The organism is Caldicellulosiruptor kronotskyensis 2002 (assembly GCF_000166775.1).
Taxonomy (GTDB): domain Bacteria; phylum Bacillota; class Thermoanaerobacteria; order Caldicellulosiruptorales; family Caldicellulosiruptoraceae; genus Caldicellulosiruptor; species Caldicellulosiruptor kronotskyensis.
In genome coordinates this window covers 1,104,263-1,122,922 of the sequence record NC_014720.1, presented here as the reverse complement: position 1 = coordinate 1,122,922, position 18,660 = coordinate 1,104,263, and the positions used below count along the sequence as shown (strand labels likewise).

The 18,660-nt window shown below is 35.6% G+C and carries 20 protein-coding genes; all 20 read right to left on the bottom strand.

Annotated features, from left to right (window positions below):
• Positions 1-6 precede the first annotated feature (6 nt).
• The 20 genes from CALKRO_RS04720 to spoIIP all read right to left on the bottom strand — a co-directional run bounded on the left by CALKRO_RS04720 (position 7) and on the right by spoIIP (position 18,622).
• Positions 7-1,899: a chemotaxis protein CheA gene (locus CALKRO_RS04720; protein ID WP_237699146.1), complete on the bottom strand. Its 1,893-nt coding sequence runs from the start codon at positions 1,897-1,899 to the stop codon at positions 7-9.
• 29 nt (positions 1,900-1,928) lie between these two features.
• Entirely contained in the window at positions 1,929-2,282 is a 354-nt protein-coding gene (locus CALKRO_RS04715; RefSeq protein ID WP_013429949.1) for a response regulator, read from the bottom strand.
• Positions 2,283-2,419: 137 nt separating this feature from the next.
• Positions 2,420-3,238, bottom strand: coding sequence for a purine-nucleoside phosphorylase (locus CALKRO_RS04710; protein WP_013429947.1), 819 nt, complete (start codon positions 3,236-3,238; stop codon positions 2,420-2,422).
• A 17-nt stretch (positions 3,239-3,255) separates the two neighbouring features.
• A complete protein-coding gene (locus CALKRO_RS04705; protein WP_013429946.1) occupies positions 3,256-4,428 on the bottom strand; it encodes a phosphopentomutase in 1,173 nt (390 codons plus the stop codon).
• Between the two features lie 41 nt (positions 4,429-4,469).
• On the bottom strand, positions 4,470-5,132 hold the full coding sequence (deoC, locus tag CALKRO_RS04700; protein WP_013429945.1) for a deoxyribose-phosphate aldolase: 663 nt from the start codon (positions 5,130-5,132) through the stop codon (positions 4,470-4,472).
• Positions 5,133-5,152: 20 nt separating this feature from the next.
• The gene (locus CALKRO_RS04695) at positions 5,153-6,478 is read right to left on the bottom strand and encodes a pyrimidine-nucleoside phosphorylase (RefSeq protein WP_013429944.1); all 1,326 of its coding nucleotides are present in this window, start codon (positions 6,476-6,478) and stop codon (positions 5,153-5,155) included.
• A 19-nt stretch (positions 6,479-6,497) separates the two neighbouring features.
• Entirely contained in the window at positions 6,498-6,668 is a 171-nt protein-coding gene (locus CALKRO_RS04690; protein WP_013429943.1) for a XapX domain-containing protein, read from the bottom strand.
• A gap of 34 nt (positions 6,669-6,702) precedes the next feature.
• Positions 6,703-7,119 carry a cytidine deaminase gene (locus CALKRO_RS04685; RefSeq protein WP_013429942.1) on the bottom strand — a complete coding sequence of 139 codons (417 nt, stop codon included), beginning with the start codon at positions 7,117-7,119 and terminating at the stop codon, positions 6,703-6,705.
• A 3-nt stretch (positions 7,120-7,122) separates the two neighbouring features.
• Complete coding sequence (locus CALKRO_RS04680; protein WP_041741932.1) at positions 7,123-7,854, bottom strand: GntR family transcriptional regulator; 732 nt, start codon at positions 7,852-7,854, stop codon at positions 7,123-7,125.
• 22 nt (positions 7,855-7,876) lie between these two features.
• Positions 7,877-8,806, bottom strand: a complete 930-nt coding sequence (locus tag CALKRO_RS04675; RefSeq protein ID WP_013429940.1) for an ABC transporter permease — start codon at positions 8,804-8,806, stop codon at positions 7,877-7,879.
• Between the two features lies 1 nt (position 8,807).
• Positions 8,808-9,881, bottom strand: a complete 1,074-nt coding sequence (locus CALKRO_RS04670; RefSeq protein ID WP_013429939.1) for an ABC transporter permease — start codon at positions 9,879-9,881, stop codon at positions 8,808-8,810.
• A 6-nt stretch (positions 9,882-9,887) separates the two neighbouring features.
• Positions 9,888-11,399 carry an ABC transporter ATP-binding protein gene (locus tag CALKRO_RS04665; protein ID WP_013429938.1) on the bottom strand — a complete coding sequence of 504 codons (1,512 nt, stop codon included), beginning with the start codon at positions 11,397-11,399 and terminating at the stop codon, positions 9,888-9,890.
• Between the two features lie 18 nt (positions 11,400-11,417).
• Positions 11,418-12,152: an S-methyl-5'-thioadenosine phosphorylase gene (locus tag CALKRO_RS04660; protein ID WP_013429937.1), complete on the bottom strand. Its 735-nt coding sequence runs from the start codon at positions 12,150-12,152 to the stop codon at positions 11,418-11,420.
• Positions 12,153-12,256: 104 nt separating this feature from the next.
• On the bottom strand, positions 12,257-13,279 hold the full coding sequence (locus CALKRO_RS04655) for a BMP family lipoprotein (protein ID WP_013429936.1): 1,023 nt from the start codon (positions 13,277-13,279) through the stop codon (positions 12,257-12,259).
• A gap of 173 nt (positions 13,280-13,452) precedes the next feature.
• Positions 13,453-14,181, bottom strand: coding sequence for a type 1 glutamine amidotransferase (locus CALKRO_RS04650; RefSeq protein WP_013429935.1), 729 nt, complete (start codon positions 14,179-14,181; stop codon positions 13,453-13,455).
• Complete coding sequence (locus CALKRO_RS04645) at positions 14,172-15,527, bottom strand: Mur ligase family protein (RefSeq protein WP_013429934.1); 1,356 nt, start codon at positions 15,525-15,527, stop codon at positions 14,172-14,174. Before CALKRO_RS04645 ends, CALKRO_RS04650 begins: the two co-directional genes overlap by 10 nt.
• 91 nt (positions 15,528-15,618) lie before the next feature.
• Positions 15,619-16,494 (bottom strand): site-specific tyrosine recombinase XerD, encoded by an 876-nt coding sequence (gene xerD, locus CALKRO_RS04640; RefSeq protein WP_013429933.1) that lies wholly within the window; start codon positions 16,492-16,494, stop codon positions 15,619-15,621.
• Between the two features lie 55 nt (positions 16,495-16,549).
• Positions 16,550-17,113: a hypothetical protein gene (locus CALKRO_RS04635; protein WP_013429932.1), complete on the bottom strand. Its 564-nt coding sequence runs from the start codon at positions 17,111-17,113 to the stop codon at positions 16,550-16,552.
• A 52-nt stretch (positions 17,114-17,165) separates the two neighbouring features.
• The gene (locus CALKRO_RS04630) at positions 17,166-17,480 is read right to left on the bottom strand and encodes a hypothetical protein (RefSeq protein WP_237699132.1); all 315 of its coding nucleotides are present in this window, start codon (positions 17,478-17,480) and stop codon (positions 17,166-17,168) included.
• Positions 17,481-17,488: 8 nt separating this feature from the next.
• Complete coding sequence (gene spoIIP / locus CALKRO_RS04625; RefSeq protein WP_013429930.1) at positions 17,489-18,622, bottom strand: stage II sporulation protein P; 1,134 nt, start codon at positions 18,620-18,622, stop codon at positions 17,489-17,491.
• Positions 18,623-18,660 lie beyond the last annotated feature (38 nt).

Sequence of the window (18,660 nt, the reverse complement as noted above, 5' to 3'; positions counted from 1 at the left end):
TCTCACCTACCTTTCAAGCAAAGCATCAATATCTAAAATAAATGCTATATTACCACTTCCAAGGAGTGTACACCCTGAAATACCTCTTACCTGCTTTAAAATAGCAGGCAGAGTTTTTATAACTATCTGCTGCTGGGAAATCATATTGTCAACAAGCAAAACACCATTCTTCTCACCATTTGTAACAAGTATACCCAGATAAAAAGGTCTCTCTTTGTAAAGAATATCCTTTCCATAAAACATCTTGTTCAAATCAATTACACCAAAACATATGCCTCTTCTATACACAAACGGAATTTCGTTTTCCAATACTATCTGCTGTTTTTCAAGTTTAAATGTCTCAACTATTGAGCTCAAAGGTACAACAAAGACATTGCCATCAACATCAATTAACATTCCGTCAATTATTGCCAAAGTGAGAGGTATTCTAATTGTAAATCTTGTGCCTCTGTCTTTTTCAGACTCAACAAAAATTCTTCCGCCAATTTTTTGAACGCTATTTTTCACAATGTCAAGCCCCACACCTCTTCCTGAGTATTCTGTCGCCTCTTCTTTTGTAGAAAACCCTGGCTGAAATATTAACTCAAAAATCTCATCTTCGACAATATCATCAGGTGAGGTTATAAGGCCTCTTTCAAAAGCTTTTTGTAAGATTTTCTCTTTATTAAGACCTCTGCCATCATCCTCAATGCTAATAACCACTTCAGACCCGCTATTTTTAGCACTGATATACACATTACCAGTCATATCTTTACCTTTTTTTAATCTTTCTTCTTTGTCTTCTATTCCATGGTCCACAGCATTTCTAACTAAATGAATTAGTGGGTCTGTTAAGTGTTCTATCAGAACTTTGTCAAGTTCTGTCTCCTCCCCAGTAATATGAACATTAACTGGTTTTTGAAGTTTTGCAGACATCTCAATAATGGTTCTTTTCAACCTTTGAAATGTAGAAGAAAGCGGTAGCATACGCATCGACATTGCCACTTCTTGAAGTTCTCTTATTAGCTTTGACATCTGAAGTGTTAAATTTTTGAAACTACTATTCTCATCAGTTTTTACTTCTTTGTGTTGAACAATCATTGAAAAGGTTATTACCACTTCTCCAATGAGGTCTATTAGTCTATCAACTTTTTCAATATTAACGTTTATTAGCTTATGGATAGAGTGTGTGGCATTCTGATATGAACTTATCTCTTTGGTTAAAGAAGCTTTTTCTGATACTTCTTCAATCTTGATGTCTTTTACCCATGCAAAGTTTTCAAAAAGTTTTACCACATCTTCTTTTTTAAGTAAAGTTTTAATTGAAATAAAAAAACCATCTTTTTTAATTTTTTCTGAAGATGCCATGTTACTTTCAATATCAGAAGGCAAGTATTCTAAAACATTTACATATTGTTTCAAATTTTGAACAATTAAAAAGGCTCTCAAATTCTCCATTTCCCAGCCTTCTTCAAAAAGCAGCCTTATATGATATTTTTTCTCACTCTCAGCTTGTACCCTATCGTTTTCTGCTAAGCTCGTCTCAATTTTCTCTAAAACCTCTTTTATATTTTCTGCATCTTGAGGCTGCTGTAAGTTTTCTATACAATTTATCTGAATGGTTAAAAAATCTATTAACTTTAACATGTTTAAAATAAAGTTATCAAGATTTGTCGGTAGTTTACCTTCATCTCTCATACAAACAAATATGTCTTCCACTCTATGACAAACCTTGGATATGTCATCAAACCCCATCATCGCTGAGGAACCTTTTAATGTATGAAAAAATCTTAAAGCTTCTGCCACTGCTATATCTAAGTTTCTGTTTCCTTCTTTGAGTTCAATAAAGATCCTCTCAAGCGAACTTACTATCTCTTTTGCTTCGCTTATAAATACTTCAAACATGGGGTCTTTTTGCATTTCATTCACAGTCTCACCTTCTCATCCTTTTATAAAGAGGACAAGACCTTAACAAGATGTTCTTCTTTGTATGGCTTTACAATAAACCCTTTTGCCCCATTTAATACTGCCTCTTTTACCTTTTCTTCTTGCCCTAAGGCAGTTATCATGACAACTTTTGCATTCTTGTCAATTTCCATAATCTTTTTCAAAACCTCTATACCGTTCATCTCTGGCATTGTAATATCAAGTGTTACAATATCTGGACGAAGCTGCTGAAAAAGTCTTATACAGCTTTTTCCATCACATGCTTCCCCAACAACTTCAAACCCATATTTTTCTAATGTTTGTCTTAAGGAATATCTCACAAATGCTGCATCATCTACTATCAATACCTTTTTCATATAGCAATTTTCCCTCCCCGCAGGAAAAATAATATTCCAAATTTATTTTTACCCGCTTTTTTTGTATAATAAACAAAAATCCTACACTGCCCAGAAACTTTGCAGTGTAGGATATATAAGCATTTAATATTCTCATTTTAAATAATCTCTATCAAATCACTAATTATTTTTATAAACTTTTCCTCAACCATCTTTGAAACTTCTATGACCTCTTCATGCGAAAGTTTCTTTTCAAGAATTCCTGCTGCCATGTTTGTAATACATGAAATTCCAAAAACTTTGATATTCATCTGCCGCGCTGCAATAACTTCCAAAACTGTTGACATACCAACCGCATCAGCACCAAGGATTTTCAGCATCCTTATCTCCGAAGGTGTTTCATATGAAGGACCTTTTAAAAATGCGTATATACCTTCTTTATAATCAACCCCGTTTTTCTTGTAAACATCTTTTGATTTTTCAATTATCTCCCTGTCATATGCATATGTCATATCAAAAAACCTTTCACCAAATTTCTCTGCTTCTGGCCCAATTGCTGGGTTTTCGCCTGATAGATTTATGTGGTCTTTTATCACCATCAAATCTCCAGGAGAAAGCAAAGGAGAAATTCCCCCTGCCGCGTTTGTAACAATAAGGTTTTTCACTCCCAAAAGTCCTGCTGCCCTCACACCAAATACAACCTCTTGAGCATTATACCCTTCATAAAGATGAAATCTTCCCTGAAAAGCCAAAACCTCTCTTCCTTTTACTTTTCCAAAAACCAAGTTGCCTTTGTGTCCCTTGACAGTAGACACAGGAAAATGAGGTATCTCTGAATATTTGATTTCAATTTTTTCTTCCATTGTATCCGCAAAACTGCCAAGTCCACTGCCCAGAATAATAGCAACCTCTGGCACGTTTGGAATCTTACTTTTTATAAACTCTGATGCTTCTTTTACCCTTTCATAATACGACATAAAAATCACCTCAATAGCTATTTTATCACAATTTCTTTTAAAAAACTCTCTCCAAACCTTAAAGGTTTTACATTTAAATACTCTGCTATTGTCTGACCAATATCAGAAAAACTATTTCTTGTTCCAAGGTTATATCCTTTTTTGATATTTTGGCCATATACAAGTATTGGCACATGTTCACGCGAATGGTCTGTAGAAGGTGTTGTAGGGTCACAACCATGGTCTGCAGTAATTATTAGAATATCATCTTTTTTAAGCTTTTCCATGATTTCGGGAAGCCTTGTGTCAAAGTCTATTAAAGCCTTTGCATAACCATGAGGGTCATTTCTGTGACCATACAGCATATCATAGTCAACAAGGTTTGTAAAAATTAGTCCTTTGTCAACTTCATCCATTGCCTTCAAAGTTTTGTCAATCCCGTCCATGTTCCCTTCTGTGTGAATACTCTTTGTCAGTCCTCTTTTGGCAAAAATATCCTCTATCTTACCTATTCCCACACATTCAAAACCTGCTTCTTTAATATTGTCAAGCAGCGTATTATAAGGTGGCTCAACTGCAAAGTCTTTTCTGTTATAAGTTCTTACAAAACTGTTCCTATCTTTACCCACAAATGGCCTTGCAATTACTCTTGCAACAAGATATTTCCCAACAAGAAGCTGCCTTGCTATTTGGCATATCTTATATAGCTCCTCAAGCGGAATTACTTCTTCGTGAGCAGCTATTTGAAATACAGAGTCAGCAGAAGTATAAACAATTGGATAGCCGGTTTTTATATGATCTTCTCCAAGCTCTTTTATTATCTCTGTGCCAGATGCAACTTTATTGCCAAGAACTTTTCTCCCAATCCTTTTTTCAAATTCCTGAATCAAATCTTCAGGAAAACCATTTGGAAATGTCTTGAAAGGTTCTTCTAACACAACACCAGCTATCTCCCAGTGACCGGTTATAGTATCCTTGCCCTTTGACATTTCCTTGCTTTTCCCAAAAACTCCAATAGGATTGGGATTCGGTGGTGTACCTTTTATACTTGTTATGTTTCCTATTCCAAGCTTGTATAAGTTCTTAAGTTCAATGCCTCCAACTGCATATGAAGTATTTGAAAGAGTATTGCTCCCTTCATCCCCGTAAAGATTTGCATCGTCAAGCGCTCCAACACCCACGCTGTCAAGAACAATTAATATAACTCTCATTTAAAAATCTTCCCTCCAAAAACAAATACTTGAGGTTATTTTTATTCTCCACCCACAATTGCTACACCACTGCTTGTACCTATCCTGCTTGCACCTGCTTGTATCATCAAAAGAGCATCTTCAAATGTTCTAATTCCACCTGAAGCCTTGATTTTTAACTTATCTCCTACAACTTTTCTCATAAGAAGTATATCCTCATACTTTGCACCGCTTTTAGAAAAACCCGTGGAAGTTTTTACAAAATCTGCGCCTGCTGCGGCTGCAATTTTGCATGCTTCTATCTTTTTATCATCGTCAAGCTCAGATGTTTCGATTATTACCTTTACTATTTTATTTGAATACTCTCTTGCAACTTCAACAATGCTCTTGATCTCTTCGTAAACATAATCTGTGTCACCACTTAGCATAGCTCCAATATTTATAACCATATCTATCTCATCAGCACCGTTTTCAAAAGCTTCTTTTGCTTCAAACACCTTTGTTTTAAGAGTGTTTGCTCCAAGTGGAAACCCTATCACAGTTGCCACTTTGACATTTGACTCTTTCAAATATTCCTTACATAATTTTACATAATAAGGATTCACACAAACAGAGGCAAACGAGTATTTCAGAGCTTCATCACAAAGCTTTTTTATATCTGCAGGTGTTGCAGAAGACTTCAAAAGTGTATGGTCAATAAACTTTGCAATCTCTTCTCTGGTCATCATGTTCCCCTCCACGTAATTTAAAATTCAAAAACATTATCTTTTGTTATCTTTGCAAATATTACTTTTCTTTTTGGAACAGGCACTTTTGAAAACTCAAATGCAGTTTTCACATCTGTGATGGCTTCTTCAAGCCTTTTTTCATCATTTGCATAGATTTTAGCAAACGGCATATTTTTGGCTATTTTGTCGCCTATTTTACCAAAAAGTTGAATTCCAACTGCGTAGTCAATCTTGTCTTCTTTTCTTTGTCTTCCTGCTCCAAGTTTTAGTGCGCAAAGCCCAAGTTTGAGAGCATCAATATCTTTAATATACATATCTTCGTCGCATTTTAGTTCATAAATATATTTGGCTTGTGGCAGCAATGAATAATTGTCAACTATTTCAGGATTTCCACCCTGGTTTTTTATAATTTCTCTAAATTTTTTGAGAGCATGCCCTTTTTCAATGCTCTCAATTGCTCTTTCTTGTGCTAATTTTTTCTCCTTTTCAACTCCAGCCATAATCATCATCTCAGATGCAAATTCAATACAAAGATTCTTCAAATCTTCATATCCTCTGCCTTTTAAGACCTCTATTGCTTCAATAACCTCAAGAGCGTTGCCAATCATAAGACCAAGTGGCTGATTCATATCTGTAACATATGCCACTGTTTCTCTTCCTGCCAAAGTTCCAATCTCAACCATAGTATTAGCAAGCTCTTTTGCCTTTTCATACTCTTTCATGAAAGCACCTTTGCCAAACTTGACATCAAGTATTATCTTATCACTACCAGCTGCAATCTTTTTGCTCATGATAGAAGATGCTATAAGTGGTATAGATTCAACTGTACCTGTGACATCTCTTAAAGCATATATCTTTTTGTCTGCGGGAACAAGGCTTTCTGACTGCCCAACAATTGCCGCACCAACTTTATTTACAGCTTCTATAAACTCATCTTCTGAAAGCTCTGTTTTAAAACCTGGGATTGACTCCAACTTGTCAATTGTCCCACCTGTGTGAGAAAGCCCTCGTCCTGACATCTTTGCAACCTTTACACCGCAAGATGCTGCCAGTGGTATTAAGACCAGGGTTGTTGTATCAGCAATACCACCACTTGAGTGTTTGTCAACCTTGATACCCTCTATACTGCTCAGGTCTACCATCTTACCTGATTTTGCCATGAGCATGGTAAGTTCTACAAGCTCATCTTTTGACATCCCTCTAAAATATATAGCCATCAAGAAAGCAGACATCTGATAGTCTGGAATTTTGCCTTTTACATATCCGTTTACAATAAATTCAAGCTCTTCTTTGCTCAGTATCTCTCCGTCACGTTTTTTCCTAATAATCTCTGTCACCAGCACACCTTTTCACCTTCTTGCTTTACTTTGTTAATAACTTGAGAATTTGCTCAACAAAAATAGCTCCCAAGAATATTCCAAATATGCCCATTACACCTGCAAGAGCATTTGGAGCAGGAATGGGAAGCTTCAAAAGCCTGAATATAGCACCCACAACAAATCCTGTGATAAGAGAAAGTAATATTGCTTTCACCTTGAACAATCGCCCTCCTGTCTTAATCTTAATTTCATCTTTCTTGCAATTCAAATCCATATGGCAAAAGTTCTTTGATATTAGTTTCTATTACTTTTGTCATATCATAATTTGAAAGATAAATGGTGCTATCTTTTGCAAGTTCAAAAACCACCTGTCTGCACGCACCACACGGTGATATAGGCTCATTTTCAGGACCGATTATATAAAGAGCTTTTATTTTTGTTTCTCCTTCTGATATCGCCTTAAAAAGTGCAACCCTTTCTGCACACATAGAAAGGGGATACGAAGCATTTTCTATATTGCACCCTGTATACACTTTACCACTGCTACCAACAATCGCCGCACCCACCCTGAAACGTGAATATGGTGCATATGCCTTCTCTTGAGCTTCTTTTGCCAAGTTCAAAAAATACGCAGTTTGTTCATCAACTCTGTCCAAATACTTCATTTTTTATACCCTCTTTCTTACAATATAGAATCTGAATTTTTTGGGTGAAAAATAATTTGAAGAATACAAAATTGGAATGTCATTTTGGTCAAAATGAACCTGGTCAAGCAAAAGAACAACATCGTTCTTTTCAAGGTTAAGCTTTTTATAAACATTATTTTTTTCAGCAAGCATTGGGATAATATCAGAGATTGCATATGCAATATATATTCCCAGTTTGTCATTTAAATAGTCAAATAACGACTCTCCTACAAATTTAAACTCAGATGAAAAGAGCTTTGCAGGAAGTCTATCAACACAATATACAACGGGAATACTCTCAGCAAGTCGTACTCTTTCTATCTTGATAATCTCTTCAGTTGATGATATTCTGAGCATATGAGCCTCTTTTGCGTTTGGATAGGTCTTGGTAACAATAATATCTTTCGTGTGCGGCTTGTATCCCTGTTTTTCCATTAACTTCGTTATACTCTGAAGCTCTTCCATTCCAGATTGTAAAATTGGTCGTGATGAGACAAAAGTCCCAACACCATGTTTTCTTACAACATATCCTTCTTCTTCTAATATTCTTAAAGCTTCTCTGAGCGTCGCTCTGCTCACACCAAAAAGCTTTGCAAGTTCCATTTCAGAAGGAAGCTTGTCACCCTCTTTAAATTTCTCTTCAATGAGTTGCTTTAATTTCCTTAATACAAGCTCATACCTTTGGGGATATCCTACCGATTCAAAACTTTCCACAACTTGCACCCGCCCTTCCTTCTTATTTTTTGGGCCTGTAAGGAATACCGTCGGCAGCAGGTGCAACACTCTTACCACCAATACCAATTAATGCTAATATTGTAACTACATAAGGTAACATCATAATAATGTTTTTTGAAATTGAAGATTCTTGTAATGTATAGCTAAGAGCTGTGGCAAAACCAAACAAAAGTGATGCTAAAAATGAGCCTACAGGTGTCCATTTACCAAAAATCATTGCAGCTAATGCTATATAACCTCTTCCTGACGACATCTCTGGGGAAAAACTGTTCAAAACACCAATTGAAAGATAAGCACCACCAAGAGCAGAAAATGCCCCACCCAGTATAACACCCAAGTATTTCATCTTAACAACATCGATACCAGCTGTCTCAGCAGCTTCTGGATTTTCGCCAACTGCTCTTAGCCTCAAACCTATGGTTGTATAGAATAAAAACCACTGGCTAAGTATTATCAAAACAAACATTATATAAACCATTACATTTTGACCACTTAAAATCTGTCCAATTACAGGAATTCTATCTATCACAGGTATCCTAACATCAGGAAGTTTAGGGGTGTCAAAAGGTGTTCCTTCCGGGCCATATATAGCATTGAAAAGGTAAGCTGTAATACCAGATGCAAATATATTAAAAGCCATACCAAGGACTATCTGGTTTGCATACATCTTTGCAGCTGCCCATGCAAATACATATGCTACCAAAATACCTGAGATTACTCCTGCTAAAAGTCCAAGCCATGCATTGTGAAAGTATGCCGAAAACGCAACTGAAACAAATGCCGAAATTAGCATTATTCCTTCCATAGAAATATTGACAACGCCAGATCGTTCTGAAAAAGTACCACCAATTGCCGGAAGTGCAAGCGGTACCGACATCGCAATGGTTGATGCCCACAAATATGGGTTTGTAAAAATACTGAGTATATTCATCTTACTCTTGCCCTCCTACCGGTTGCAACTTTGTTTTCCTGGTTTTAATCTTTTCCATAACAATCCTATAAAGTTCTTCAATTGCAATAAAGAATATTATAAGTCCTACCACAACATCAGCAAGCTGTCCAGAAATATTTGTTTGCATCTGCATCTCCTGGGCACCTGTTGAAAGTCCTGCCAAGAAAAGTGCTGCAATTACAACACCAATTGGATTGTTATTCGCAAGAAGCGCAACAACTATAGCAGTATAACCATAACCAGAAGTAAAGCTATCATAGAGTCTGTGCTGCACACCCATTATCTGAACAGCACCAGCAAGACCAGCAAATGCACCGGAAAGCCCCATTGCCAAAACAAGTTTTTGAGCAACGTTCATGCCAGCATACTTTGCAGCTTTGATATTAAACCCTACTGCTCTGAGTTCATAACCTATGGTTGTTTTGTACATGAGAATATATACTACCACAACTGCCAAAATTGCAATGTAAAGTCCACTTGACAGCTGTGTATTTGGTACCAAAGTACTTAACTTTGCACTGTTTTGAATCACCGGTGATTGGGGTATTGTTCCCTTGTCCATCATTGGACCGCCTTCTAACAAATAGTGGCTAAAATAAATGGCTATATAGCTCATCATCATAGTTGTGATAACCTCATGAGCACCAGTATAAACTTTTGCCAATCCTGGAACAAGTCCACCCCAAAGTGCGCCCGCTATCATAGCACATATTATTATCAATGGAATGTGTAAAAACCATGGAAGACCCTTTATCTGATACCCAAGATAAGTTGCAACAATTGCGCCTATCCAAAACTGCCCTTCAGCACCAATATTAAAAAGTCCTGAAGAAAATGCTATTGCAACTCCAAGGCCTGTTATTATGAGAGGTATTGCGTTTGTCAGAGTTGTCGCAAAGTTCATTAAATTCCCATATGCTCCGCTAAAAAGTGCCATGTACGCATAAATGGGATTTTGTTTTGCTGTGATTAATATTACTATCCCACCTACAATCATGGATATAAAAATAGCAATAAGCGGCATTAAAATACTCTGCAAAACCTTTTTTACCATCACCGTTTAGGCCTCCTTCTTTTTCTTGCCTATCATCATAAGTCCTATCTCTTCTTTTGTTGCATTTTTACTTTCCAAAATATCCATAATCCTGCCCGAATACATCACAGCAATCCTGTCAGAAAGATTCAAAATCTCATCAAGTTCTAAAGAAACAAGTAGTATTGCTTTACCACTGTCCCGAAGTTCAATCAGTTTTCTATGGATGTACTCTATAGCTCCCACATCCATTCCTCTTGTTGGTTGAACAGCAATTAAAAGGTCTGGACTGCTTGAAAACTCCCTTGCCAAGATTACCTTTTGCTGATTGCCACCTGAAAGATTCTTTGCAAATAACTTGTAATCAGGTGGACGCACATCAAATTCATGTATGAGTCTATCAGCTTCTGAGATTATTACCTTATAATTTAAAAAACCTCCATTAGAATATGGCTTTTTATAGTATCTTTTGAGCACAATGTTTTCTGCCACTGTAAAGTTCAAAACAAGCCCGTCCTGCTGCCTGTCTGCTGGAATATAAGCAATCCCTTTTTCGTAACGTTTGCGGGTGGGAAGGTTTTGAATTTCCTCTCCTTTGAAGATTATTTTCCCTGTTGATGAAATAAGTCCAACAATAGCTTCTACAAGCTCATTTTGTCCATTTCCATCAACACCTGCTATACCAAAAATCTCTCCTCTTCTTACTTCAAAACTTACATCTTTGACCTTTTCAACACCGTTTTTCAGTTTGACTGAAAGGTTTTCAACCTTTAATACAGTCTCTCCTAACCGCGGTTCAGTCTTTTCAACAACAAGTTTAACTTCTCTTCCGACCATCAAATTTGCAAGTTCCTGTTCAGTTGTTTCTTTGGTGTTCAAGGTCTTTATTGTCTTTCCTCTTCTCATAACAGTTACTCTATCTGAAATTTCCATAACCTCATCAAGTTTGTGGCTTATAAATAATATGGATATCCCTTGAGCTTTCAGGTTATTTATAATCTTAAAAAGCTCCCTTGTCTCTTGGGGTGTTAGCATTGCTGTTGGTTCATCAAGTATCAAAAGCCTTGCATCTCTGTAAAAAGCCTTTAATATCTCTACTCTCTGTTGCATACCTACACTTAAATCTCCAACTTTTGCCTTTGGGTCAATTTCTAAATTGTATTTCTTCGAAATCTCAAGAATTTTCTTCTCAGCTTCTTGAACATTAAACCTAAAACCTTTTGGCTCAAATCCCAAAACAATATTTTCAGCCACGGTAAATACAGGTATCAACATAAAATGCTGATGAACCATTCCTATTCCTTTTTCAATTGCTTCATGAGGTCCTTTGACTTCAAGTTTTTGACCTTCAAAATATATCTCTCCAGAATCAGGAGTATAAAGACCATAGATGATATTCATTAAAGTAGACTTTCCAGCACCATTTTCCCCAAGTATGGCATGTACCTCACCTTTTTTGACATCCAAACACACATTATCATTTGCTTGAATATTACCAAATCTTTTAGAAATATCCTTTACCTGCAAAATGTACTCCATATCATGTCCCACCTGTCTTTATATTCTTTTTATTATTTCAATGATAACCTTTTTGAGCTTTTCTACATTTTCAGAAAACACTCTTAAAACCTCTTCATGCGAAACAGGTTTTATATCTGGGTCATCTTCTAACCCCGCATCATAGTCTGTCACAAGAGTTATGTTTAAATACTTTATTCCAAGTTCATTTGCCAAAGCTACTTCGGGATACTGGGTCATTCCAATAACGTCAAACCCCATCTTGGAATACCATCTGCTTTCTGCTAAAGTAGAAAATCGCGGTCCCTGAATAACTACACATGTACCTTTTTTATGAAATCTATATCCAAGTTCTTCTAAAACATTAATTGCAATTTCTCTCATCTGTTCATCATAAGGCTGTGCCATTGAGGTGTGCTTTACATTTCCAATATCCGAAAATGTGTCCTCTCGTCCCCATGTTCTGTCAATAAACTGGTCAACAATTACAAAATCACCCGGCATAATCTCCTTTTTTAAGCTTCCACATGCTGTTGTTGAAATAATCTTCTCAACACCCAGTTCTTTTAATGCATATATATTTGCCTTATATGGCACTTTATGAGGAGGGTAAATATGTTTCTTACCATGCCTCGGAATAAACGCAACTTCCTTTCCTCCCACCTTGGAGATTGCTATTTTATCACTTGGTTTGCCATAAGGTGTTTCAATCTCAATCTCCTCAAAGTTTTCCAAAAAAGAGTAAAATCCAGAACCACCTATTATCCCTATCATATGGATTAGTACTCCCCTCTATTTGTGTTATAAACTTGTGTATTGTTGAAAGGCCTGCTGTGATATTAGATATTGCCCAGCAGGCCTTTAAAACTTAAATGGTACTACTTTACTTCTGTTGGTATCTTTATCTTACCAGCTTTTATATCAGCAATTACCTTGTTTATTTTTGCACTCACACTATTTGGAACACCTTTCATAAATGGAGCAAGTCCAACGCCATTGTTTTTCAAATCAAAGTAAATGATACCACTTTTGAATTTCCCATTTAATGTATCTTTTATAACACTGTATGTTGCAACGTCAACTCTCTTCATTGCAGAGGTAACAACAGTGGCTGGTGCAACATAGCTTTGGTCTGAGTCAACACCTATTGCATAAACTCCCTTTTCTTTTGCAGCCTGGATAACACCAAGACCTGTCTGCCCTGCAACTTGGAACACAAAGTCAGCACCCTGTGCAATTTCTGAAAGAGCTACCTGTTTTCCTGATGCCGGGTCATCAAACTTGCCAGTGTACTTGATTATAACCTTTGCTTTTGGAATCTCGCTCAAGACGCCAGCTTTAAAACCTGCAATGTATCTGTCAACAGGTGGAATCTTCATGCCACCTACAACTCCAAATATATTCTTTCCAGTTGTTTTACCAAACTTAGCTTTCTCAAGCAAAGCTGCAGCAACTCCTGCTAAGTAGCCTGCTTGTTCTTCTCTAAACATAGCTGAGGCAACATTAGGAAGGTCAGAAATCTCAGAGTCGATAATTAAAAATTTTGCCTTTGGGAACTGCTTTGCAACTGTCACAACCGAGTCGTGCATCAAAAAACCAACTGCAATAATTAAATCGTAATTAGCTTTTGCAAGTTTCTGTAAGTTTGGAACATAGTCTGTCATCTGCTTTGACTGAATGAGAGTTGTTTTGATTTTTAGTTCTTTTTCAGCTCTTTTCAGTCCTTCATATGCAGACTGGTTGAAACTTCTGTCATTGACACCACCAACGTCAGTGACAAGCCCTACCCTAAAAGTTTTTTGGGATGTAGACCCACTTGCCATGTTCCAAGATACATTTAAGCTTAATAAAAGAGCAGCAATCACAACAAGACTTAAAACCGCATACAAGCTTCTCTTCATAAAAAGCAAACCTCCTTTTGTATTTTTTAGATGTCAGACATCTAACATCTGACATCTGACATTACTATTTTATGATCTTTATTCAAAAAAGTCAATATGAAAATTTATAAATTTGTGAATTATAATTATAAAAGGCTGCCTCTAAATTGCAGCCTTTTTTCTAAATATTTGTTTTACATATACAATTCTTTTACCCTGTTGTGTGCTAAATACTCTAATGTATCATCTAATTTCTGAAACTCTAAGCTATCCAAATTATACTTTCTTTCAAGAGCTTTTTTGATCATAAAGTCTGCAATATGCGGATTTTTTGGAAGAAGAGGTCCGTGCAGATAAGTACCTATCACGTTTTTATAAATTAGTCCTTCAAACCCATCCTTTCCGTTATTGCCATAACCTTTTAAAACCTTGCCAAAAGGTTGATAATCATGATATGTTCTACCACCATGATTTTCATATCCCACAACTGTTTTTGGAAAAACATCCAAGCTTGTTTCGATTATAATGTTACCAATAAGTCTTTTCCCCTCAGCTTTTGTTATAAAATCCAGAAGATGAAGACCCTTTATTGCTCTTCCGCTTGCATCGATATAAGCCTCTCCTAAAAGCTGATAGCCACCACAGATTGCAAGTACTACAATTCCATCTTCAATAAGACTTTTAATAAGCCCTTTCAAATTTATAAGATGTGAATATACAATAGACTGTTCTCTATCTGATGCCCCACCAAGCAAAATTATATCTGCACTTTTTAGGATTTCTTGTTCTGCACCCAAGGTGTATTCAAACACATTTGCTTTAATTCCTCGCCAAACACATCTTTTCTGAAGGCATAAAATGTTGCCCCTATCCCCGTACAAGTTCAAAACCTCGGGGAACATGTTCACAATGTTTACCTCCATTTTTTTATCCCATCCTTTTTTGAAAGGCTATCTACTATCTTTCTTACCTCAAAAAGAGCGGTGTATGTTGGAAGAATATAGACTTTGTGGATATCATTTTGATCAAAAACCCTGTTTAAATCTTCTTTGTAGTCAATAAACTCAAAATTAGAAAGTACAAATTCACTGTATTTTACTCTCAAGGCCATATCTTCTTTCCTCTTGCCACTAAAATACAAAGCTTTGATATTTTCTATTTTGTATAAGATATCAAAATCAGCATCCCAAATCCATGAAATATCTCTGCCATCCGCAGCATTATCGTTGAGGATAAACACAATAGCCTTGGGATCAGGATCCTGACTAATTACGTTTAGTGTCTCGCTCATGCCTATGGGGTTTTTTACAAGTGATATTATCACTTTTTTACCGCCAACTTCTTTCTTTTCTAACCTTCCAAGTTTATTTTCAAATGTTTCAATTCTTTCTTTTATTCTTTCCTTTTCAATGCCAATCAGCATTGCTGCCGAAATAGCTGCACATACATTGTACAGATTATAAACACCACCCATTTTCCATCTAATATTTTCAATATTTATACCTGTTTCTCTGTCAACAAAATCAAAAACAAACCCTGTCAAATCTTCTCTTATATTTGTGATGATAAACCTGCTTTCAGGATTTTTATAACCACAAACTGAGCATTCATATTTACCAAGATGTCCAACATTATAAAACGAATATTCAAGCTTGGCATTGCAAATAGGACAGAAACGTGAATCCAATGTAACATTGGTTCTTCGACTAAACATATTTTCATCAACACTATAAAACACCTTTTTTTCACCACTAAAACTTGCCAAGTTTGGATCGTCTGCATTTATTATAGCTAAAGCCTGTCCAATATGATCTAAAATCAGATCTTTTACCCTGTCAAGTTCACCGTACCTGTCAAGCTGGTCTCTGAACACATTGGTTGTAACAAATATGTCTGGTTTTAAGTATCTTGTTACAATTGGCAGTGAGCCTTCGTCAACTTCAAAACATGCAATATCATAATTTGACCTTAGATTATTTATAAAAGCACTTACAATCCCGTTTGCCATGTTTGACCCCTTCAAATTAGAAAGCACAACTCTATCGTCCGCAATTAACCAGTTTATTATGTTGTTTGTGGTTGTCTTACCATTTGTACCTGATATAAGTATCTTCAATTTGCACCTTTTATCAATCTCTTTTATAATCCTTGGATAAATCCTCAGGGCAATCTTACCTGGTGCGCTTGTTGCATCTTTCCCACAAAGCTTCAGCATAAGCTTAACAATCATCCCCAGCAAAATGGCAATGTAAAGTTTCAAATTTTCCAACTATCTCATCCCCTACTTTCTGAAAAGATATGTAAAATATAAAAAGCAAGGCACTGCCTTGCACCACGTATTTTCAAAATAAAAATCTTATTTATGCACGTGGATGAGTTTTTTGATACACCTCTTTTAGCTTAACATTTGCAACTTGAAGGTATCTCTGTGTTGTTGAAATATCAGCATGACCAAGCATTTGTTGAACAGCTCTCACATCTGCCCCATTTTCAATTAGATGAGTGGCAAAAGAATGCCTGAGCACATGCGGTGTTATTTCTTTATCTATCTTTGCATTTTGTGCATAGAACTTTACTATCTTCCAAAATCCCTGTCTTGTCATTCTTTCACCGCTAAAGTTCAAAAAAAGAGCTTCTTCATCTTTACTTTTTGCAAGGTAAGGCCGTGAATGACGCAAATACTTCTCCACTGCCGAAATGGCATATGAACCAATGGGAATAACTCTGTCTCTTTTCTTGTTTTTGCAAATAATATATCCGTGTTCAAGATTGATGTCGTCAAGATTGAGATTTATAAGCTCGCTTACCCTGATACCTGTTGCATACAAAAGCTCAAGCATTGCTTTATCTCTGATTCCCTTAATATCATCCTCTTTCGGACATGAAAGAAGCCTTTCCACCTCATCTCTTGTAAGTATCTGAGGTGGGCTTTTTTCAAGTTTTGGAGGTTCAATCTCAATCTTTCCAATATCAACAATATCCTGAATTTTTAGAAATTCATAGAAGACTTTTAGTGAAACAATTGCTCGTGCAATAGTACTGTTTGATTTACCACCTTTTTGCATACTGATAATGTATGCTATCAATGTTGTCTGAGAAGTATTTTCAAGTTTTATTTTTATGTCATCTAAAAACTCTATGTATTTTTTAGCGTCCCGTAAATACGAACTTATAGTATTCTGTGAAAATCTATTCTGTCTCTGGAGGTAATTACCAAACGCTTCTATGATACTCATCTATACCCAAATCCCCTTATATCTATAAATAAATTCCTGCCAGCTTATATCAATCTTATATTAACCTGCAAGCAAGTTTTGCTACCATGTTGTCAATCACCAGTATCCCGCACATTAAAAATATTATAATCATTCCAATAATTGCAAATGAGCTTTTGTCTGTTCTTGCCATTTTGTTTTTAAAGAATAACATTATAAATGAATACAGAATAAGTATAATCAAAAATATAAAAACAATCAATTCCTTTAATAGTATATACGACAAAAAGAATGCAAACCCTTTTATCTTGTACACGTAAAAAAAGACAGCAGTAGCAAGCCCAAATGAAAACCCTTTAAATACTACAATTCCTATATTCAAAAGCTGCATGTATCTATGAAGGTTAGAAAGCCCCCATATGCAAAGACAAAACAGTATTACTCCTAATGAGAAAATCAAAACATTTTTCCAATAGTCTTTGTTTCCTTGTTTTGCCATATTTATTGAAATTACCACAAAGTCAGAAAGCTGCCTTTTCTGATTTGCGTTCATTCCCAAGAAAAATCTTATGCCAAAAAACATACTAAGAAGATATAAAACAGAAATAGATACAATTAAAAGTTTTATTTTTGTCTTCATTGTTATCTTCTCTTTTGCAAATTTTATAGTAAAATGATATGTTAATCTTTTTTTAATTATTCCCTACCAAAGAAAATAGATACCCCTTTGATTTAAAAATGATAAAGTTTGTCTTTTTATAAAAGTGGTTGAGCAAATTTTTGCTAAATTTGACTGAAAATCTTCCACCTGCAAACTTTAAATTTATACTGTCATAGCTAAAAAGTATTTTGAGAATGTACTCGTCGTGTGGCAACATCTTTTGCTTGCTTATCTCAACAATGAAAATCATGATTAAAAAGATAACAAATATCAAAATTAGGCCTCTTCTTATTCTTCTGATAAAATTTTTATATTCACAATATCTTTTGTATCTGCTTTTTCTCAAACCAAAACTCACCTTCCCATGATAGTATCATCCAATGCCTTTGCAACAATCTGGCAACTCCTTAAGGCTTCTTCTAAGGTATTCCCATTGCTACCAATTTCAATGATTATAGCATATGGTGATACATGTTGATTGTATCGTGCAGCAGAGAGGTTTATAGGTCTTGTAATCTGAGGGCATATTTTGTTGAGATTTTTTTGAAGATGCACAGCAAACAGAAGGTTCTGTCGCCAAAAAGGATGATAAAGCCCAAGCTTGTCTGTCCCTACAACAAGCATTACCTTTGCAACCTCATATCCAAACGCAACTGTTGAAACCTTTACTTTTTTTGAACCATTTCCAATAGCATCTCTGTGTAAATCTATAAAGACTTTTATATCAGGATGTTTACTTTTATATTTCTCTATTACCTTCAATGACCGCGAATAAGAACCCTTGTATTCTGGATAATCATTTACATCTTTGCTGTGATAAACCTTATAACCATATTGTTTTTCTAAGATTCTTTTTAACTCCTCCCCTACTCTCACAACGTTGTAGTTAAAGTCAAGTGTTCTGTCTGTTGTGCCAGGAGTGTATACAAGGTTTTGAGAAAAAGAATTGTAGCTTTCTGTTGTGTGAGTATGGTAAATTAAAATGGACGGTTTTTTTCCATTGAAAATTTTGAAGTTTGTCTTCAAAAGGATATTAGCATCAATTTTATAATCTGTCTGATTCATAATCTCTATGTTATTGCAGGTCCCAACTTTTTGAGTACTATTTGTAAAGTATTTCTGAAATTCGATATTCTCATTCTGGCTTTCTGATTGAACATTTTTCTTATCTTCTTGGGTCTGCTGGTTATAATCTATCACAATAGCATCGTCTTCATATAAAGGTACACCTTCAACCTCTTGAAAGTTTGTTGCAGCAAACATCGGATAAGAAAACCTTACTGTATTTTCAATCTTAAAAATCTTGTTTGCAAAATGGTCAGAAAAAATTGGTATATTAAACGAAATAATCTCTTTTGAATACCTGAAAAGCAGAGCTGTTGCTGCTTGATTTAAAAAGATTAATCTTTCAACTAAAAAGCCAACACCAACCACAAAAAGTATAGTAGTTACCAATACTACCTTTTTAAAATCAACAACCTTAACCATTTTAAATCATTAAAAACTCCTTTTAAAACTCTTGATGT